General features: G+C 73.9%; 15 protein-coding genes. 8 read left to right on the top strand and 7 right to left on the bottom strand.

All coding sequences use genetic code 11. The features are described 5' to 3' along the window. Window positions 1-173: 173 nt before the first annotated feature. Window positions 174-4,229, top strand: a complete 4,056-nt coding sequence (locus tag ACI769_RS05310; RefSeq protein ID WP_409141276.1) for an HtaA domain-containing protein — start codon at window positions 174-176, stop codon at window positions 4,227-4,229. Between the two features lie 108 nt (window positions 4,230-4,337). On the opposite strand, the gene ACI769_RS05315 is transcribed toward ACI769_RS05310, so the two are convergent. Together ACI769_RS05315 and ACI769_RS05320 are read right to left on the bottom strand one after the other, a co-directional pair. After that, entirely contained in the window at window positions 4,338-5,111 is a 774-nt protein-coding gene (locus ACI769_RS05315; protein WP_021482670.1) for an HAD-IIA family hydrolase, read from the bottom strand. Window position 5,112: 1 nt separating this feature from the next. Next, a complete protein-coding gene (locus tag ACI769_RS05320; RefSeq protein ID WP_409141300.1) occupies window positions 5,113-5,820 on the bottom strand; it encodes a VTT domain-containing protein in 708 nt (235 codons plus the stop codon). Window positions 5,821-6,025: 205 nt separating this feature from the next. On the opposite strand from ACI769_RS05320, the gene ACI769_RS05325 reads away from it, so the two are divergent. After that, window positions 6,026-6,742, top strand: a complete 717-nt coding sequence (locus ACI769_RS05325; protein ID WP_409141277.1) for a TrmH family RNA methyltransferase — start codon at window positions 6,026-6,028, stop codon at window positions 6,740-6,742. A gap of 109 nt (window positions 6,743-6,851) precedes the next feature. Beyond that, on the top strand, window positions 6,852-7,874 hold the full coding sequence (gene fbaA, locus ACI769_RS05330) for a class II fructose-bisphosphate aldolase (protein WP_074805350.1): 1,023 nt from the start codon (window positions 6,852-6,854) through the stop codon (window positions 7,872-7,874). Window positions 7,875-8,000: 126 nt separating this feature from the next. On the opposite strand, the gene ACI769_RS05335 is transcribed toward fbaA, so the two are convergent. Next, a complete protein-coding gene (locus tag ACI769_RS05335) occupies window positions 8,001-8,426 on the bottom strand; it encodes an STAS domain-containing protein (RefSeq protein ID WP_021482033.1) in 426 nt (141 codons plus the stop codon). A 139-nt stretch (window positions 8,427-8,565) separates the two neighbouring features. On the opposite strand from ACI769_RS05335, the gene ACI769_RS05340 reads away from it, so the two are divergent. After that, window positions 8,566-10,785, top strand: coding sequence for a SpoIIE family protein phosphatase (locus ACI769_RS05340; RefSeq protein WP_409141278.1), 2,220 nt, complete (start codon window positions 8,566-8,568; stop codon window positions 10,783-10,785). Between the two features lie 15 nt (window positions 10,786-10,800). On the opposite strand, the gene ACI769_RS05345 is transcribed toward ACI769_RS05340, so the two are convergent. Together ACI769_RS05345 and ACI769_RS05350 are read right to left on the bottom strand one after the other, a co-directional pair. Next, window positions 10,801-11,163, bottom strand: a complete 363-nt coding sequence (locus tag ACI769_RS05345; protein ID WP_043653881.1) for an STAS domain-containing protein — start codon at window positions 11,161-11,163, stop codon at window positions 10,801-10,803. Between the two features lie 72 nt (window positions 11,164-11,235). Continuing rightward, entirely contained in the window at window positions 11,236-11,670 is a 435-nt protein-coding gene (locus tag ACI769_RS05350) for a DUF3151 domain-containing protein (RefSeq protein WP_409141279.1), read from the bottom strand. Between the two features lie 235 nt (window positions 11,671-11,905). On the opposite strand from ACI769_RS05350, the gene ACI769_RS05355 reads away from it, so the two are divergent. Beyond that, window positions 11,906-13,192 carry an adenylosuccinate synthase gene (locus ACI769_RS05355; protein ID WP_021482868.1) on the top strand — a complete coding sequence of 429 codons (1,287 nt, stop codon included), beginning with the start codon at window positions 11,906-11,908 and terminating at the stop codon, window positions 13,190-13,192. A 73-nt stretch (window positions 13,193-13,265) separates the two neighbouring features. After that, window positions 13,266-14,588: a phosphoribosylamine--glycine ligase gene (purD, locus tag ACI769_RS05360; RefSeq protein ID WP_409141280.1), complete on the top strand. Its 1,323-nt coding sequence runs from the start codon at window positions 13,266-13,268 to the stop codon at window positions 14,586-14,588. Window positions 14,589-14,674: 86 nt separating this feature from the next. Here purD and ACI769_RS05365 read toward each other — a convergent pair whose 3' ends face one another. After that, window positions 14,675-16,228: a ricin-type beta-trefoil lectin domain protein gene (locus ACI769_RS05365; protein ID WP_409141281.1), complete on the bottom strand. Its 1,554-nt coding sequence runs from the start codon at window positions 16,226-16,228 to the stop codon at window positions 14,675-14,677. Window positions 16,229-16,369: 141 nt separating this feature from the next. Between ACI769_RS05365 and ACI769_RS05370 the strand changes: the two genes are divergently transcribed. Further along, the gene (locus tag ACI769_RS05370; protein WP_409141172.1) at window positions 16,370-17,356 is read left to right on the top strand and encodes an IS481 family transposase; all 987 of its coding nucleotides are present in this window, start codon (window positions 16,370-16,372) and stop codon (window positions 17,354-17,356) included. Between the two features lie 256 nt (window positions 17,357-17,612). Here ACI769_RS05370 and ACI769_RS05375 read toward each other — a convergent pair whose 3' ends face one another. Continuing rightward, window positions 17,613-19,121: an AAA family ATPase gene (locus ACI769_RS05375; protein WP_409141282.1), complete on the bottom strand. Its 1,509-nt coding sequence runs from the start codon at window positions 19,119-19,121 to the stop codon at window positions 17,613-17,615. Between the two features lie 81 nt (window positions 19,122-19,202). On the opposite strand from ACI769_RS05375, the gene ACI769_RS05380 reads away from it, so the two are divergent. Then, window positions 19,203-20,132: a phosphoribosylaminoimidazolesuccinocarboxamide synthase gene (locus ACI769_RS05380; protein ID WP_409141301.1), complete on the top strand. Its 930-nt coding sequence runs from the start codon at window positions 19,203-19,205 to the stop codon at window positions 20,130-20,132. The last annotated feature ends 9 nt before the right edge of the window (window positions 20,133-20,141 follow it).

Below are 20,141 nucleotides of genomic sequence, written 5' to 3' on the forward strand. Positions count from 1 at the left end.
GATAGGTCAGGCTTACCTTGCTTTGGTGAGGCGACCCTTATATGGTCCGTCACGACGGAGCGTGAGCACGCTCCCTTCTCGGTCCCGCTCCCCGCCGGGACCTCGCCCGGACCAGCACGGGAGACCTTGTGCGCACTTCATCGTCGAGACGCGTCCGACGCGCCCTCGCCTCGTTGCTCGCCGCGGCGCTCGCCGCCGGCCTCACCGTCGCCGGCACCGGCGCCCCGGCCCAGGCGGCCGCGGCCGACGTGACCGGCGGGTCGGCCACCTGGAACTTCGTCGACTCGTGGACGTCGTACGTCACGGGCGGCATCGCCCAGGGCACGATCACCCCGCCGCTCCAGGGCGGCCAGGCGTCCTACGGCCCCGCGTCCGGCAGCTACGACGACGCGTCCGGGACGGGCTCCGTCCGTCTCGGCGGCTCGACCCGGTACGAGGGCCACCACGGCGCGCTCGACGTGACGATCTCCGACGTGCGGCTCGACCTCACCGGCCCCACGACGGGCGCGGTCTACGCGGACTTCGCGGGCACCGTCAACCCTGGCGCGGGGGACGACGTGAAGGTCGCCGACGTCACCGTGTCCGCGACGCGTGCCGGTGACGAGGTCACGTTCGTGGCGGACGGGAGCGTCGTCGGGACGCTCGGGAACGTCTCGCCGTACTTCTCGTCGTACGCGGGCGAGCCCCTGTCGACCCTGACCGCCCGCGTCGTGTCGCCCGAGCCCGTGGCGCCCGCGCAGGCGACGACGACCACGCTCGCCGCGGCGCCCGCGGGCACGTCCGCGGCCGGGGCGAGCGTGACGCTCACCGCGACCGTCGCGCCCGCCGCCGCGGGCACGGTCGAGTTCCGCGACGGCGGCACCGCCCTCGGCACCGCTCCCGTGGCCGACGGCGTCGCGCGCCTCGAGACCGCGGCCCTCGCCGCGGGCACCCACCAGCTGAGCGCCGCCTTCGCGCCCGCCGACCCGGCCGCGTTCGTCGCCTCGGCCTCCGCGGCCGTCGCGCACACGGTGACCGCCCCGGAGCCGGAGCCCGAGCCGGAGCCGGAGCCCGCCGTCGACCCCGCGGTCACGGTGTCGCCGTCGGCGCCCGTCGACCCTGCGGTGGAGAACACGTTCACGATCCAGGGCACCGGGTTCGTCGGCGCGGGCGCCGCGAACGGCGCGTACGTGCTCCTCGGCGACGCCTCGATCTGGGACGGCAGCGGCCCTCTCGTCGCGAGCGGCTGGCTCGCCCAGGGCTGGGTCATGCCGCAGCAGGTGCGCGACGGCGCGTTCACGACGACGCTGACCGTCCCGGCCGGAAAGCTCGACCCGGCGAAGCAGTACGTGGTGGCGACGTCCGCCGCGCACGGCCTCTCGGCGACCGACCGCAGCCTCGACACGTTCACGCCCGTCGCGGTCCAGGGCGGCACGGCGCCCGAGCCGGTCTGGGAGCCCCAGATCACCCTCTACGCCGCCGACGGCACGACGCCGCTCGGGGACGCGCCCGTCCGCCCGGACGACAGGATCGTCGTCAAGGGCTCGGGCTTCGACCCGGCCGCGAACGTCGCGCCGGCGGGCAACCGCCCGCCGATCTCCGGCGGCATCCCCGCCGGCACCTACGTGGTCTTCGGCAGCTTCGCGACCGACTGGCGCCCGTCGGAGGGTGCCCCGTCGAGCGCGCGCACGGCCGGCTCGCAGCAGTGGGCCCTCTCGTCCGCGGTGCTCGACCAGGTGGACCCGCGCTACCAGTCCGCGATCCGGGGGCAGTGGGCCGAGCTCGCGCCGGACGGCACGTTCACCGCCGAGCTCGTCGCGAGCGAGCTCGAGCGCGAGGGCGGCCGGTACGGCGTCTACACGTACGCCGCGGGCGGCACGGTCAACGCCGCGCAGGAGCTGTACGCGCCCGTCGCGTTCACGACGGAGCCCGAGGCGCCCGTGTGGGAGCCCGAGATCTCGGTGCTCGCCGCGGACGGCACGACGCCCCTCGGCGACACCCCGGTCGCGGTGGGCGACACGATCGTCGTCCGGGGCACCGGCTTCGACCCGGCGGCGAACGTCGGCGGCCGCGGCGTCCCGATCCCGGCGACGCTCCCGCAGGGCACCTACGTCGTGTTCGGGAGCTTCGCCGAGCAGTGGCGGCCGTCCGAGGGCGCCGCGGCGTCGACCCGCAAGGTCGGCTCGCAGGTGTGGGCCCTCGCCGAGCCCGTGCTCGACCAGGTCCCCGCGCAGTACCAGTCGGTGGTCCGGGCGCAGTGGACGGACATCACGCCGGACGGCACGTTCGAGGCACGCCTCGTCGTGAAGAACCCCGCCGCGCTCGAGGGCGGGCGCTACGGCGTCTACACGTACGGCGCCGGCGGCGTGAACAACGCCGCGCAGGAGCTCTTCGTCCCCGTCGCGTATGACGCGCCGGGCACGCTCACCGTCACGCCCGCGTCCACCACGGTGGAGGCCGGCTCGACGGTACGCCTCGCCGTGCGCGGCCTCGCTGCGGACGACGCGGTCAAGGCCGTGACGCTCGGCGGCGCCCCGGCGTCGTACTCCCGCGACGGCGCGACGCTCGTGCTCACGGTCCCCGCCGACACCGCCGCCGGGCCCGTCTCCGTGGTCGTCACGTCGGAGCTCGGCCGGACCGGCAGCACCACGCTGACCGTGACCACCAAGCCCGTCGTCGTCCCTCCCGTGGACCCGCAGCCCGCGGTCCCGACGACCGTCGGGAGCCTGACCTGGGGCGTGCGCGGCTCGTTCGTGGGCTACATCGAGGGCCCGGTCGCGAAGGGCGACGTGGCGGTGAGCGCGGGGGCCACGCGCGACGGGTCGGCGTTCGTGTTCGGCCAGTCGACGCCGTGGGCGGCGCCCGCAGCGGGCACGACGACCGGCTACCACGGGACGGTGCGGTTCTCGGGCCACGGCGGTCTCCTGCACCTCACCGTCTCCGAGCCGCGCGTGCGGATCGACGGGCCGCGGTCCGCGACGCTCGTCCTCGACGTCTCGTCGAGGAACCTCGACGGGACGACCTTCGCGAAGAAGGGTGTCGCCTTCGCGACGCTGTCCCTCCCGGCTCCGTCGACGGCGAAGGACGGGGCGGTCACCTACCGGGCCGCCGAGGCGACCCTCACGGCCGCGGGTTCCGCCGCCTTCTCGGGGTTCTACGCAGCGGGCGATCCTCTGGCGCCCGTGACGTTCACCGTGGGCGCGGCCTCTGCCGCACCGGGCGGCGGTGGCGGCGGGACAGAGGTGCCGCTCCCGGGTGGCACGACCGACCTGACGAAGGCGACGCTCTCGGTGGCGCAGGCGCGCCCGGGCGACGAGGTGACGATCAGCGGCGTCGGGTTCGGTGCGCGCGAGTCCGGGATCCGCACGGAGCTCCGCTCGACGCCGCGCACGCTCGCGACGGGCACGACCGCGAACGCCGGCGGCGCCTCGACCTCGACCGTGACGATCCCGAAGGACGTCGCCCCGGGCGAGCACACGCTCCTCCTCGTCGGTGCGGACCACACCGCGTCCGCGCCGATCACGATCGTGGGCGCCGGCACGACCGGCACCGGCACCGGGTCGGGCGGCGCGGCGGAGCAGTGCTTCGCGCAGGGCGTCAACGGCGCGACTCTCTCGTGGGGCGTGAGCGACCGGTTCCGGTCGTACGTCACCGGCCCGATCGCGAAGGGCTCGGTCTCGACGGACGGCGTGCGGGACGGCGGCTCGGCGTTCACGTGGAGCGGCGGGAAGGGCTCGTTCAACACGGATCTCGGCAAGGGCCGCGCGAGCTTCGGCGGGTCGGTGTCGTTCTCCGGGCACGAGGGCATCCTCGACCTGCGGATCAGCAACCCGCGGGTGGTCGTGGACGGGTCGTCGGGCACGCTCGTGGTCGACGTGCAGAGCAGCGACATGGAGGGCAACAAGTCCTCGTCGACCGGCGTCGCGTTCGCGAGCCTGGACCTGTCGGGGAAGAAGGCGACGTCGGGCTCCACGATCACGTGGAGCGGCGTCCCCACGACCCTCACGGCCGCCGGCGCGAAGGCGTTCGCCGGGTTCTACGAGGCCGGGACCGCGCTCTCGCCGGTGACGGTGAGCTTCCCGGTCGGCGGCGACGTCGAGTGCGACGCCTACTCGGGGGCGCTCGCCACCACCGGCTCCGACGCCGGGAGCCTCGCGCTCCTGGCCGGGACGCTGCTGCTCACCGGTGCGGCCCTCCTGGCGGTGCGCCGCCGTCGCGCGGGTCGCGTGGAGGTGGCCGCGGCCGGCTGACCCCGGTCCCCGGCACGACGACGCCCGGTCACCTCGCGGTGACCGGGCGTCGTCGTGCGTGCGGGGTTCCCCGGGGAGCTGGAACGGCCGGACCGGCCCGGCGTGCCCTCAGACGAGGTCGACGAGGTCCGCGACGGAGTCGACGACCTTGCTCGGCCGGAACGGGTAGCGGTCGACGTCGGACATCGTCGTGGAGCCCGTCATGACGAGGTAGGTGTACAGGCCCGCCTCGATGCCCGCGACGACGTCGGTGTCCATCCGGTCGCCGATCATCGCGGTCGTCTCAGAGTGGGCGTCGATGCGGTTGAGCGCGGAGCGGAACATCATCGGGTTGGGCTTGCCGACGAAGTACGGCTTGCGGCCCGTCGCCGACGTGATCATCGCCGCGACGGCGCCCGTGGCGGGCAGCGGGCCCTCCTGCGACGGCCCGGTCGTGTCGGGGTTGGTACAGATGAACCGCGACCCGCCCAGCACGAGGCGGATCGCCTTGGTGATCGCCTCGAACGAGTACGTGCGCGTCTCGCCGAGCACCACGTAGTCCGGGTCGGACTCGGTGAGCGTGTAGCCGGCCTCGTAGAGCGCGGTCGTCAGCCCGGCCTCGCCCACGGCGTACGCGCTGCCCTGGGGGATCTGGTCGGTGAGGAACTGCGCCGTCGCGAGCGCCGACGTCCAGATCGACTCCTCCGGCACGTCGATGCCCGACGTCGCGAGCCGCGCCCGCAGGTCGCGTGCCGTGAAGATCGAGTTGTTCGTGAGGATGAGGAACGGCCGGCCCTTGTCGCGCAGCGCGCGCACGAACTCCGGGGCGCCGGGGATCGCGTGGCCCTCGTGGACGAGCACGCCGTCCATGTCGGTGAGCCAGCTCGTGATCTCTCGGGTCATGTCAGGCGTCCTTCCCGTCCGTGTCGGCCTGGCCGACGGCGGTCGCGTCCTCCGCGACCCCGGTCCTCTGCTGGGCGTCGGCCGCGATCTGCGCCTCGAGCGCCGCCGCCCGCTTCTCCGCCCGCCGCCCGCGCCAGACCTCGACGACCATGGGCAGCACGGACAGGAAGACGATGAGGAGGACGAGCGCCTCGATGTTCTCCTTGACGAACGTGATGTTCCCCAGGAGGTAGCCGAGCCACGTGAGGCCGACGGCCCAGAGCAGCGCGCCGAGCGCGTTGAAACCGACGAAGTGCCGGTAGTGCATCTTGCCGACGCCCGCTGCGACGGGGGCGTACGTGCGCACGATGGGCACGAACCGCGCGATGACGATCGTCCGGCCGCCGTACTTCTCGAAGTAGGCGTTCGTCTGGTCGATGTACTTGCGCTTGAAGAACCGGGAGTCGGGCCGGTCGAACACCTTGGGCCCGACGGTGCGTCCGATGAGGTACGCCGTCTGGTCGCCGAGGAACGCCGCGGCGAACAGCAGGACGAGCAGCACGGGCAGGCTGATCTGCAGCGACTCCTGCGCGACGAGCGCGCCCGCGGTGAACAGCAGCGAGTCGCCCGGCAGGATCGGGAAGAGCAGGCCCGTCTCGACGAAGATGACGACGACGATCCCGACGAGCGCGGCGTCGCCGAAGCGCTCGATGAGCGTCATCGGGTCCATCCAGTCCGGGCCCAGGGCGGCGACCGGTCCGGCGGCGCCGAGGCTCGCGGCGTGCGCGGCTCCCGGGAGGGCGGCGGCGAGCTCGGCGAGGGTGGTCACGGGTCACCAGCGTAGCCGGGCGCGGCCGCGCGGCCCGGAGGTGGGTGTGCACCCGCCGTGGAGGTCCGGCGACGGCGGACCTGCGGGGCCCGGCAGAATGTGCGCCATGGCGAGCAGCGCGGGCGAGTCGGGCGAGCGGGAGGCGGACGAGCGCGAGGTCGGCGTCGGCCCGTGGCCCGGCGGCCCGGAGTCGTGGCCCCGCGTCCCGGACCCCGCCGGACCGGGCGGGGCGACGCGCCTCGACCCCCGGTACGACCCCGAGCTGCTCGCGCACGGCGACCGCCGCAACGTCGTCGACGCCTACCGGTACTGGACGGTCGAGGCCGTCGTCGCCGACCTCGACGCGCGCCGCGACCCGGCCCGCCGGCTCCACGTCGCGATCGAGAACTGGGCGCACGACCTCAACATCGGCTCCGTCGTCCGCACCGCCAACGCGTTCAACGCGGCCGGGGTGCACGTCGTGGGGCGACGGCGGTGGAACCGCCGCGGCGCCATGGTCACCGACCGCTACCTGCACGTGCACCACCACGCGTCGGTGGCGGACCTCGCGGACTGGGCGGCGGGGGAGGCGCTGCCGCTCCTCGGGGTCGACAACGTCCCGGGGTCGGTGCCGATCGAGGGCTACGCGCTGCCCGCGTCGTGCGTGCTGCTCCTCGGCCAGGAGTCGGCCGGGCTGACGCCCGAGGCGGTCGAGGCGTGCCGCGCGGTGCTCCACATCACGCAGCACGGGTCGACCCGGTCGATCAACGCCGGCGCAGCCGGCGCGATCGCCCTGCACGCCTGGGCGGCGCAGCACCTGGGGCCCACAGGGCCGCCGAGGTAGAGGCGTGGTCATCCGGGGACCACAGGTCGAACGGCCCTGACCTCGCGCTGTCATCCATGCCAGACTTTGACCTGACAGTCCACCCCGCACGACTCCACAGGAGCTCCGCATGCCCATCGCAACCCCCGAGGTCTACGCCGAGATGATCGACCGGGCGAAGGCAGGCTCGTTCGCCTACCCGGCCGTCAACATCACCTCGTCGCAGACCATCACCGCCGCGCTCCAGGGCTTTGCCGAGGCCGAGTCCGACGGCATCATCCAGGTCTCCGTGGGCGGCGCCGAGTACGGCTCGGGTTCGACGGTCAAGGACCGCATCGCCGGTTCGCTCGCGCTCGCGGCGTACGCGCGCGAGGTCGCGAAGAACTACCCGGTGCAGATCGCGATCCACACCGACCACTGCGTCAAGAAGAACCTCGACTCCTGGGTCCGCCCGCTCCTGGCCATCGAGGCCGAGCAGGTGAAGAACGGCGGCCTGCCGACGTTCCAGTCGCACATGTACGACGGCTCGGACGTCCCCCTGGACGAGAACCTCACCATCGCGGCCGAGCTGCTCGAGCTCTCGCAGGCGGCGCGCACGATCCTCGAGATCGAGGTCGGCGTCGTCGGCGGCGAGGAGGACGGCCACGAGGCCGAGATCAACGAGAAGCTCTACACGACGGTCGAGGACGGTCTCGCGACGATCGAGGCGCTGGGCACGGGCGAGAAGGGCCGCTACCTGACGGCCCTCACGTTCGGCAACGTGCACGGCGTGTACAAGCCGGGTGCGGTCAAGCTCCGCCCGGAGATCCTCAAGGAGATCCAGGAGGCCGTCGGCGCGAAGGTCGGCAAGGAGAACCCGTTCGACCTGGTCTTCCACGGCGGCTCCGGCTCCACGGCCGAGGAGATCTCAGCGGCGGTGGACTTCGGCGTCATCAAGATGAACATCGACACCGACACGCAGTACGCGTTCACGCGCCCCGTCGTCGGCCACATGTTCTCGAACTACGACGGCGTCCTGAAGGTCGACGGCGAGGTCGGCAACAAGAAGGCCTACGACCCGCGCGCCTGGGGCAAGCTGGCCGAGGCCGGCATGGCCGCGCGCATCATCGAGGCGTCGCAGCAGCTGCGCTCCGCGGGCAACAAGATCCGCTGACGCCGCACGGCCCGGAGTCCGCTCCGGGCCCGCGTCGCACGAAGGCCCCCGGTCCGTGAGGACCGGGGGCCTTCGTCGTGCTGCGGCCGCGCGCGCCCGACGACGGGCGTCAGGCGGCCACGAGCGTCAGTCGGTGGTGCCCGCGCCGTTGCCGGGAGGCTCGTCGAGGTCGAAGCCGGGGTCCACGTCGACGATGTCGAGCAGCTCGCCGATGCGGGTCACCTCGAGGAGGAACCGCACCGTGGGCGGGGCGCGGAGGACGCGCACGCGGTGCGGGCCGCGCGACGCGAGACGTGCGAGGAACGCCACACCCGACGAGTCCATGAAGGTCACGTGGTGGGCGTCGATCTCGACGGGCAGGCCGGAGTCCTCCGCCGCGGCGGTCGCCTCCTGGAGGTCGGCGCCGAGGTCGGCGTCGATCTCGCCCGAGAGCACGATGCGGGCTCGCGTCGTGCCCACGATGACGTGCACGCTCGCGGGGTCGCCCGCTCCTGCGGGGTCGCCGGCGACGCCGACCGGGCGGTCTGCGGCCGGGGGTGTACCTTCGCGCACCGGCGCTCCTCTCTGGCGTGGTCCGGACCGGTTCCGGTCTCGGGAAGCACCAATCTACGGTTGAATGTCCAGTCGGGACAGTAACGCGACCGTGGCGTCCGTTTCCAGACGATCGACGCTCGGACCGTCGGAGGTGACGATGGGCAGCTCGCCGGAGCTCGGCACCGACCTGCCCGCGCACGTCCAGGAGCTGTGCACGCGCGCGATGGACGCCACCGGGGTCGCGATGTTCGTCACGGGCCCGCGGTCGTCCGAGATGCCGATCGTCTGGGTCAACCGCGCGTTCGAGCGGCAGACCGGTTTCACCGCCGCCGAGGTGCTCGGTCGCAGCCCGCAGGTCCTCGAGTCGCTCCTCGCGAACCCCGTCGACGCGCAGCAGCTCCGCGCCGCCGTGGCCGACGAGCGCGAGCTCACCTACACGGTGCGCACGTTCCGGCGCGACGGGGTGGCGGTGTGGACGCAGCTCTCGCTCGCGCCCCTGACCGGCCCAGACGGTGCGGTGACCCACTGGGTCGGTGCGCAGGTCGACGTCTCCGAGCACCTCGACCGGTACGCCGCCCAGGTCGCGTCGCTCGCGCTCGAGCGGCGCGAGCGCGCGGTGCTCGACGTCGTCGCCCGCAGCTCCGACCTCCTCGCCGACCTCGACCAGCCGTACGCGCTGCGCGACATCACGGCGCTGCTCGCGGGGTACGTCGTCGACTGGGCGGGCTTCTACCTCAACGACGACGGACTGCGGTACGCGGAGGGCGTCGACACGGCGGCGCCCCCGAGCGGGCGCGGCCAGCGGCACGGCCGCTACACGCCCGGCGTCCTGCCCCTCGCCCCGGGCGTGCACACGACCGACGCGCTCGGCGACTCGGCCTCCGTCACCGGCTCGGTGCCGCGCGTCCGCGTGGACGTGCCCGACCGCGTCCAGGACGTGCTCGACGGGCGCATCGAGGGGCCGGTGACGCTCGACCTCTCCGCCACGTACCCGCAGTGGTCCGCCTCGGGCTGGCTCCAGCGCGACCTCCACCACCGCCTCTCCGGGCTGCCACGGCGGCCGGGCTCCGTGACGGTGTCCGCCGTCCCGGGGCGCCGGCGCATCCTCGGCCTGCTCGTCACGGGCGACCTGCCCGACACGCCGCCGCAGGGGTTCGGCACCGACGCGGAGGCCCGCGAGGGCGTGCGCACGCTGCTGCAGGTCATCGCCCGCCGCGCCGGCACCGCGATCGACAACGTGCGCCTCTACGCGCGCGAGCACCGCCTCGCCGAGACGCTCCAGCGCGCGATGCTCCCCGAGCAGGCCGACGTCACGGGCCTCGACGTGTGGACGTACTACGCGCCGAACTCCGAGCACGCCCAGGTGGGCGGCGACTGGTACGACGTCCTGCAGATCGCGCCGGACGTCGTCGGCCTCGTCATCGGCGACGTCGTGGGGCACGACGTCGAGGCCGCGGCCGCCATGGGCCAGCTCCGCTCGGTGGTGCGCTCGTACGCGTACGAGCTCACGACGCCCGGCCCCGTGCTCGAGCGCGTCGACCAGCTCGTCCAGGGCATGCGCATCCCGCGCTCCGCGAGCCTCGTGTACGCGGCGCTCACGCAGCCGGACGCCGCGCAGCCCGAGGACGCGTGGCGGATCGAGTACTCGCGCGCCGGCCACCTGCCGCCGCTCCTGCTGCGCGACGGCACCGTGACGCAGCTCGACGACGCCGGGGGAGCGCTCGTCGGCTTCGGCGGCCGCAGCCGCTCGACGGGCGTCGCGACCCTCCTGCCGGGTGACACGCTCGTCTTCTACACCGACGGCCTCATCGAGCGCCGCGACCGCGCCCTGCGGGTCGGGCTGGAGGCGCTCGTCGCGGCGTCCGAGGCGGTCACCGCCGTCGACGCCGCGGGCGTGGGGGAGGAGCTGCTGTCGCGCCTGGCCGACGCCCCCGAGGACGACGTCGCGCTCGTCGTCGTGCGCATCCCCGACCCGCAGCGGGACGCGTCCGCCGTCGTGCTCAGCCCGCGCAGCCGCCGCTGGCTCCTGCCGAGCGAGCCGGCGTCGATCGGGCGGGCGCGGCACGCCGTCGTGCGCACGTGCCAGGCGTGGGGCGTGCGGGAGAGCGCCAACGCGGAGCTCGTCGTCTCGGAGCTCGTCGCGAACGGCGTGCTGCACGGGTGGGGCCACCTCGCGCTGCGCCTGTTCGACACGGGCGACGGCATCCGCGTCGAGGTCGAGGACTCCAACCCCGCGCCGCCCGTCCCGACGGACGGGCACCCGAACCGCATGGGCGGCTTCGGCATGCAGATCGTCGAGCGGCTCGCCGACTGGGGGTGGCGCCCGACGGCGTCGGGCAAGCTCGTGTGGGCGACCCTGCGGCCCTCGGGGCGCTAGGACGGCCCGCGGGCGTCAGGCCGGGGGCTCGACCTTGGCGAAGCCGGACGGCGGCGTCGCGGGCTCGCAGCGGTGGTCGTTGTCGATGCGGAACAGCTCGAGCGCGCCGCACACCTCGAGCACGAACAGGTCCCTGTCGTCGCAGCCGCGCAGCACCGTCGCACCGCCGCGCTTGCGACCGGCGTCGGCGAGCGAGATGAGGAACGCCGCGCCGGTGGAGTCCATGAACGTCACGCGGCACATGTCGATGACGAGGAGCTGACGGCGCAGCCCGACGACGCGTGCCGCGATCTCCGGGAACTGGTCGCGCTCGGCGAGATCGAGGTCTCCGGCGATGACGAGGGTCGTCGTCGCGGGGGACGTGGCGATCTCGATCATGCCCACGACTCTAGACGCCGCCCGGGTGCGTCGCGCGCCCACCCGGTGGTCGCCGGGCGGGCGCGCGGCCGGTCAGCGCAGCGCGCGCACCTCGTCGGCCGAGGTCCCGGCTTCGCGCAGGAACTGCTCGCACCGCTCCGCCTCCTCGACCTCGCCGAGGTACGCGGCGCACTCGGCGAGGGCCAGGAGCGCGCGCAGGAAGCCCTGGTTCGGCACGTGGTCGGCCGGGATCGGTCCCTGGCCGCGCCAGCCGGCGCGCCGCAGGGAGTCCAGCCCGCGGTGGTAGCCGGTGCGCGCGAACGCGTAGGCCGTCACCGCGCCGCGCGAGCCGTTCTCGTGGAGGAAGTCCTCGGCGAGGTAGGCCCACGCGAGCGAGCTCGCGGGCGAGCGGCCCGCGATCTCGTACGGGTCGCCGTCGGCCGCGATGGCGTCGCGGACGTGCGCGTAGTCGTCGGGGAGGCGGACGGGTGCGGGGCCGTCGAGGAGGTTCGGGTGGGTGTCGCTCATGAGGCCATTCTGCCCATCCCGGGCGTGACGCGGTCGATAGCCGCCTCGAAGGTCAATTTCCGTCATCCGACCGGTAAACTCGGCGCCGGTCCCCGGGTCTCTGCCGCCCGGGTGACGCCTCGGGCCCGCGGGCCCGGCGCCGTCGGGCACGCCGTGCCCGCTCCGCTCCGGACGCCGGTGCGCGCCCACGACCATGACCGGCCCGAGGAACAGGCAGCGCGAAAGTGGGGATTCCATGCCAGGCGTGGTGCTCGTCGGTGCCCAGTGGGGCGATGAGGGCAAGGGCAAGGCGACCGACCTCCTCGGGTCCCGGGTCGACTACGTGGTCAAGTTCAACGGCGGCAACAACGCCGGCCACACGGTCGTCATCGGGGACGAGAAGTACGCGCTCCACCTGCTGCCGTCGGGCATCCTGTCCCCGGGGGTCACGCCGGTCATCGCGAACGGTGTCGTCGTCGACATCGAGGTGCTGTTCCAGGAGCTCGACGACCTGATCTCGCGCGGCGTCGACGTCTCGCGCCTGCTCGTCTCGGGCTCCGCGCACGTCATCGCGGGCTACCACCGCACGATCGACAAGGTGAGCGAGCGGTTCCTCGGCAAGCGCCGCATCGGCACGACGGGCCGCGGCATCGGGCCGGCGTACGCGGACAAGATCAACCGCGTCGGCATCCGCATCTGGGACCTGTTCGACGAGAAGATCCTCGCGGAGAAGATCGAGGGCTCGCTCGACCAGAAGAACCACCTGCTGGTGAAGGTCTACAACCGCCGCGCCATCACCGTGGACGAGACCGTGGCCGAGCTGCTGCAGTACGCCGACCGGCTCAAGCCGATGGTCGCGGACACGGCGCTCGAGCTGAACAAGGCGCTCGACGCGGGCAAGAACGTCCTCTTCGAGGGCGGGCAGGCCACGATGCTCGACGTCGACCACGGGACGTACCCGTTCGTCACGTCGTCCAACGCGACCGCGGGCGGCGCGCTCACGGGCTCGGGCGTCGGGCCGACGCGCATCAGCTCCGTGATCGGCGTCATCAAGGCGTACACGACGCGCGTGGGCGAGGGCCCGTTCCCGACCGAGCTGTTCGACGCGAACGGCGAGTACCTGCTCAAGCAGGGCGGCGAGTACGGCGTCACGACGGGCCGCGCGCGCCGCTGCGGCTGGTACGACTCGGTGATCGCGCGCTACGCGACCCGCGTCAACGGCATCACCGACATGGTGCTCACCAAGCTCGACATCCTCACCGGCTTCGAGAAGGTCCCGGTCTGCGTCGCGTACGACGTCGACGGCGTCCGGTACGACGAGATGCCGCTCGACCAGACCGCGTTCCACCACGCGAAGCCGATCTACGAGGAGCTCGACGGCTGGTGGGAGGACATCTCCGGCGCCCGCACGTTCGACGACCTGCCGGTCAACGCGCAGCGCTACGTGCACGCGCTGGAGGAGATGTCGGGCACGCGGATCTCCGCGATCGGCGTCGGCCCGAGCCGCGACGCGATCATCCCGCGCCACGACCTCATCCACTGAGCCGACGACGCCAGCCGACCACGGCCCGGACGCCCCGCGGGGCGTCCGGGCCGTCTCGGTAGACTCGGCGCCCGTGAAGATCCTCGTCGTCGGGACCGGTGCCCGCGAGCACGCCATCGTCCACGCCCTCGCGCACGAGGCCGACCGCCCGGGCGCGGAGCGGCACGAGCTGCACGCCGCCCCGGGGAACCCGGGCATCGGCGACCTCGCGACGCTGCACGCGGTGGACCAGAACGACGGCGCCGCGGTGGCCGCCCTCGCGACGGGCCTGGGTGTCGACCTCGTCGTCGTCGGTCCGGAGGCGCCGCTCGTCGCCGGCGTCGGGGACGCGGTGCGCGAGGCCGGCGTCCCCGTGTTCGGGCCGAGCGCCGAGGCGGCGCGGCTCGAGGGCTCCAAGGCGTTCGCGAAGGACGTCATGGCCGCCGCGTCGGTCCCCACGGCGCTCGCGCACGTGTGCACCGACGTCGACGAGGTCGCGGCCGCCGTCGACGCGTTCGGCGCGCCCTACGTCATCAAGGACGACGGCCTGGCCGCGGGCAAGGGCGTCGTCGTCACGGAGGACCGTCAGGCCGCGCTCGAGCACGCCGCCGCGTGCTTCGCGACGCCCCGCCGGGCGGCGGACGGCGCGCCCGAGGACCCGTGCGTCGTCGTCGAGGAGTACCTCGACGGTCCCGAGGTCTCCCTCTTCTGCGTGAGCGACGGCGCGACGGTCGTGCCGCTCGCGCCCGCCCAGGACTTCAAGCGCGCGTTCGACGCCGACGCGGGCCCGAACACGGGCGGCATGGGCGCCTACAGCCCGCTGCCGTGGGCGCCCGAGGGCCTGGTCGAGGAGGTCGTCACGCGCGTCGCGCAGCCGACGATCGACGAGATGGCGCGCCGCGGCACCCCGTTCGTCGGTGTGCTCTACGTGGGCCTCGCGCTGACGAGCCGCGGCACGCGCGTCGTCGAGTTCAACGCGCGCTTCGGCGACCCGGAGACGCAGTCCGTGCTCACGCGCCTCGCGACGCCGCTGTCCGCGGTCATGCTCGCGGCGGCCCAGGGGCGGCTCGCCGAGGTCGGCCCGCTGCGCTGGCACGACGACGCGTCCGTCACCGTCGTCGTCGCGGCGCACGGCTACCCGGGCGCCGTCCGTGGCGGCGACCCGATCACGGGGATCGACGCGGCGGAGGGCGTCGAGGGCGTGCACGTGCTGCACGCCGGCACGTCGCGCGCGGACGACGGCGGCCTGGTCGCCTCGGGCGGCCGCGTGCTGTCGGTCGTGGCGCGCGGCGCGGACCTGGCCGAGGCGCGCCGCCGGGCGTACGCCGCGGTCGACCGCATCGTGCTCCCGGGCTCGCACCACCGCACCGACATCGCGGCGCGGGCCGCCGCGGGCGAGGTCACGCTCGCGGGCTGACAACCCCGCCGTCGAGCACGGCACGGCGCTCGTTCTCCGCGGGGGAGCGACCGCCGTGCCGTGCTCAGCACCTCAGGGGTGAGGCGTCAGGCGCGGCGCCACTTCTGGGCCGCAGTGCCGTTGCACGTCCAGATCTGGAGCTTGGTGCCGTCGGCGCTGTTGCTGCTCGGCACGTCGACGCACTTGTTCGCCAGCACCGACACGAGGTCGCCCGCGCCGCTGAGCACGAACTTCTGGGCCGCGTTGCCGCTGCAGTTCGCGAGCTGGAGCGCCGTGCCGTCGGCCGTGGCCGCCCACGCGACGTCCATGCACTTGCCGCCCGCGCGGACGGTGCCGTCGGCCTCGAACGTCCAGCGCTGCGCGCTCGACCCGTTGCACGTCCACAGCTGGAGGCGCTTGCCGTCGCTGAAGTCGGACCCGGGGACGTCGATGCACTTGCCAGCGAGCCCGACGAGCGCGCTGCCCGACCCGCCGCCCGTGGTCACGAGCGACAGGCCGTAGGCCGACAGGATCGGGTTGACGGGCTGGTAGATGAACTTGCCGCCGTTCGAGCAGTCGTTGATGCGGCCCGACGTGACGCCCTGCGCCTGGTTGCCGGAGATCACCGACCCGCCCGAGTCGCCGCCCTCCGCGCACGCGCTGCCGCGCACGAGGCCGGGAACGTCGCCGTTGCCGTAGTTGACGGTGATGTTCTTCTGCTCGATGACGCCGCAGCGCCAGCCGGTCGTGGCGCCCGAGCGGCACACCGACGCACCCACGGGCGCCTCGGCCGAGCCGGCGACGTCGACGGTGCCGCCGGCGTAGTTGTTCACCCGCGGGACGGGGGAGAACCCGGCGTCGACGCGCACCCACGCGTAGTCGTGGCCGGGGAACGACGCCGCCTGGACCGTCCCCATGCGCGCCCAGCTCGCGGTGAGCACCTCCTTGCCCGCCGCGCCGCAGTGCCCCGCCGTGACGAAGCCGCCCTGGACGGCGAACCCGATCGAGCAGGCCGAGCCCGACGACGCGCCCGGGTCCCGGGTGATGTAGCGGTCGCCGCCGCGCACGTCGGCCGTGAGCTCGTACGGCGCCGCGAGGACCTCGGTGCGCACCGCGGCGGCGTCGACCCCGGACGCGGCGACGAACGCCTGCGCTGCCGCGGGGTCGAGCGACTCGACGACCACCTCGTTCGTGGTGACGTCGACGTACCAGGCCTGGACGGCGTCGGGGGTGGTGGTCGCGTCGAGCCGGGCCGCGACGTCGTCGAGCTCAGCCAGGCCGTGCTCCACGACGACGGCCGTAGCGCCGGCCGCCTCGACGTCGGCGACGGCCGCCGGGTCGGTCACGGCGACGACGGGGGCGCCCGCCGCGGCGTCGACCCACGTGCCGGCGTACGCCGTCCCGAGCCCGTCGCTGAGCGCGCGCTCGACGGTGGCCGTCGCGGCGTCGAGCGCGAGCCGGTCGGCGACGCCCGCGGCATCGAGCCCCAGGTCACGCTCGAAGGCGCGGAGCTGCCCCTCCGACAGGTCGTCGGGGCCGGGGACGGCGGCGTCGGCGCCCGTCGGTGACGGGGTCGGGCTCGGTGCGGACAGGGGCGCGCCCGCGGGACCGAGAGCGCCCGCGTGCGCGGTCGTCGCGAGGCCCACGCTCGCGACGACCACCCCCACTCCGGCCGCTAGCTGTACTGACCGGGCACGTTGGTCGAGGGAGTGTGACGCGCTGATCTGAGTTGGTAGCGCGAGAGGGCCTCCCGCGGTGGAGTGGAACTGCCTAGGTATCCGCTTCGCTCACAGGAGGCCCTCGTGTCCCACGCTAACGCTGCTCTGACTCCACGGGCTCGGCTCACGGTCGCCCGGCTCGTTGTCGATCAGAAGGTCCCGATCGCGGAGGTCGCGGCCCGATTCCAGTGCTCGTGGCCGACGGTCAAGCGGTGGGCGGACCGGTATGCCGCCGGTGAGCCGATGGCAGACCGCTCCAGTCGGCCGCGACGGATGCCGGCCAAGACCAGCCCGGCCACGGCGCGGCGGATCGTGTCGCTGCGGCTGCGCAAGCGCCTGGGCCCGGTCCAGCTGGCAGCCCTTGCCGGGGTCGCGCCCTCGACCGCGCACCGGATCCTGGTCCGTTGCCGGCTCAACCGCCTGTCTTACGTGGACCGGGCCACGGGCGAGCCGGTGCGCCGCTATGAACACGACCACCCCGGCGCGATGCTGCACGTGGACGTCAAGAAGTTCGGCAACATCCCCGACGGAGGAGGGTGGCGATTCGTCGGCCGGTCCCAGGGCGATCGCAACCGGGCCGCCACCCCCGACAAGCCGAAGAACAAGCACCACAACCCGAAGATGGGTCACGCGTTCGTGCACACCGTGATCGACGACCACTCCCGGGTGGCCTACGCCGAAGTCCACGACGACGAGACCGCCGTCACCGCGACCGGCGTCCTGCGCCGGGCAGCGGCGTGGTTCGCCGCCCGCGGCATCACCACCGAGCGGGTCTTGTCGGACAACGGCGCGCCCTACATCTCCCACCTGTGGCGCGACACCTGCCTCGAGCTCGCGATCACACACTCACGCACCCGGCCCCGCCGGCCGCAGACCAACGGCAAGATCGAGCGGTTCCATCGCACCATGGCCGATGGGTGGGGCTACGCCCGCTGCTACACCTCGGAACACGAACGGCGAGGCGCCCTGCAAGCATGGCTCCACGAGTACAACCACCACCGTCCCCACACCGCCTGCGGGAACAAGCCACCCATCACGCGCTTGACCAACCTGTCCGGTCAGTACAGCTAGCGCTGTCAGGCGATGGTGCATCGTGCGGTGGTGCATCGTTGCCTCCTCCGTGCGGATGGGGCCCGCCGCCGTCGGCAGGCCCGGACAGCAGCGCACGCGCCCCCGCAGGAGTCGCTCCGGTGCGGCCCCCTGACGGCGGGAGAGCGCTCCCACGGCCGTCCTGACGAGCAGGCTATCGGCACGCCGGTCGATCGGCACGCGCGACGGGTGTGGTGCGGAGGACGTCCGGCGCGGGGAGCGCCGCGCTGGTGCCCGATCAGGGCTCGAACGTCTCCTCGGCGAGGAGGTCCGGCGACGAGCCGAGCAGCGAGCGCGTGATGCGCTCGGCGTCGGCGGTCATCTCGTGCACGGCGGACCCGAGGTCCTCGTCTCCCACGTCGTGCCCGGCCTCGACCGCGCGCAGCACGGCGCGCCGGACCACCTCCTTGACGAACGAGGCGGTCACGCCGTCCGTGCGGTCGGCGGCGTCGGCGAGCGCACCGGAGGTGAACGGCAGCTCGCCGCGGTAGAGCTCGAACAGCCGGAGCCGCGCCGACGCGTCGGGCAGGGGGATCTCGACCGCGAGGTCGACCCGGCCGGGGCGCTGCGCGAGCGCGCGCTCGAGGAGGTCGGCGCGGTTCGTCGTCAGGACGAACGCGACGTCGGAGTCGCTGCCGAGTCCGTCCATGGCGTCCAGCACCTCGAACAGCAGGGGCTGCGGGCCGTCGTGGAACGAGCGGTCCTCGGCGATGAGGTCGCAGTCCTCGAGCACGACGATCGCGGGCTGGAGCGCACGGGCCGTCTCCGCGGCGAGCCGGACGAGCCGGAGCGCACCCCCTGCGAGGACGATCACGGTCGTGCCCGGGCTCTCGCCGACGAGGTGGCGGACGGTGTGGGTCTTGCCCGTCCCCGGCGGACCGTAGAGCAGGACGCCGCGCTTGAGGTGCTGACCCGCCGCGAGGAGCTCCGAGCGGTGCCGCGCGACGCCGAGCACCTGACGCTCGATCCTGCTCAGCGTGCCGTCCGGGAGCACCACGTCGGTCGCCGGGACCCGGTCCCGCGGTAGGAACGTCATGCCGCCGGCCTGCGCGCCGTAGTCCGACGCCGTGAACGTCACGACCTGGCCGCGCAGCACGCTGTGCTCGACCATGGCCGCCCGGAGCTCTGCGAGGAGCGACAGGGCGGCGTCCTCCTGGGGACACATGACCTCGACGCTGCCCTCGTCGCCGTGCCGCGGGTTCGCCGCGCGCTGCAGGAGCGCGACGGGCGTGCCCGCGTACGCGAAGAGGTGCAGACCGAAGGAGACGGTGCGGCGCTCGCTCTCGGGGCCCGTCGCCGCGCGCGCGTAGTCCACCGCGCCGACGGGAAACTGGCGCCACAGGGCGGAGTGCTCGACGATCTCGGAGAAGGACGTGTGCATCCGCTGCTCGCCGCCACCGACGCCGACGACGCGGCCACCGCCGTGGCGGGCGACGACGGCCTCGATCGCGACGTCCGCGTCGACGCCGCGCAGAGCGGACACCGTCTCGGTGACGACCGCGATCGAGCGCGGGTCGGTGCCGAGGTGCTCGCGCAGCACGTCCGCGACGGACGGCCCGGCGTCGGTCCGCTGCCGCTGGGCCTGCTCGTTGGCGGTCTCCATGAAGGCCGAGAAGGTGGCGAGGAAGTCGCGCACCCCCGGGTCGTGCGTCGCGCGCTCGGCGTCCTCGCCCTGGTCGAGCGTGCCGTCGAGCGCGCCGCCGGGGGCGGCTCCCGAGATGGACGAGGGGCCGGGTTCGCGTCGCATGGTGCGACACTAGGGGCCGTGACCCACACCCCGCAGGACCCCGGCTCGGCCCTCTCGCTCGGCGAGGCCGACGCCCTCGACATGGCCGCGCTCGACCTGCCCGGCTGGACGCACGCGTACTCCGGCAAGGTGCGCGACCTGTACACGCCGGACCTGCCGGCCGTCGGGGGCGTGCACCCCCTGGGCGACGTCGTGCTCGTCGTCGCGAGCGACCGGGTGAGCGCCTACGACCACGTGCTGTCGCCCGGTATCCCGGACAAGGGCGTCGTGCTCACGCAGCTCAGCCTGTGGTGGTTCGAGCAGCTCGCCGACCTCGTGCCGAACCACGTCGTCTCGACCGCCGTCTCGGCGGTGCCGGGCGACGGCCTCGTGCCCGACGTCGTCGCCGGCCGCGCGATGATCTGCCGCCGCCTCGACATGTTCCCGGTCGAGTGCGTGGCGCGCGGGTACCTGACGGGCTCCGGCCTCGTGGAGTACCGCGCGGGCGGCGAGGTCTGCGGCGTGCAGCTGCCCGACGGCCTCGTCGACGGGTCGCGCCTGCCCGAGCCGATCTTCACGCCGGCGACGAAGGCTGCCGTGGGCGAGCACGACGAGAACGTCTCGTTCGACGTCGTGGCCGAGCAGATCGGCCTCGACGACGCCACGCGCCTGCGCGACCTCACGCTCGCCGTGTACGCGCGCGCCGAGGAGATCGCGCGCGAGCGCGGCGTGATCCTCGCGGACACCAAGCTCGAGTTCGGCGTGGACCCGGCGACGGGGGAGACCGTGCTCGGCGACGAGGTGCTCACGCCCGACTCGTCGCGCTTCTGGCCCGCGGACCAGTGGGAGCCGGGTCGCGCGCAGCCGAGCTTCGACAAGCAGTTCGTGCGCGACTGGCTCACGTCGCCCGCGTCGGGCTGGGACCGCGCCGCGGACACCCCGCCGCCGTCGATCCCGGCCGACGTCGTCGCGCGCACCCGCGCGCGCTACCTCGAGGCGTACGAGCGGCTCACCGGGTCGACGCTCGCCTGACGCCTGACG

The sequence above is a fragment of the Cellulosimicrobium sp. RS genome, from assembly GCF_046159675.1.
GTDB lineage: Bacteria > Actinomycetota > Actinomycetes > Actinomycetales > Cellulomonadaceae > Cellulosimicrobium > Cellulosimicrobium funkei.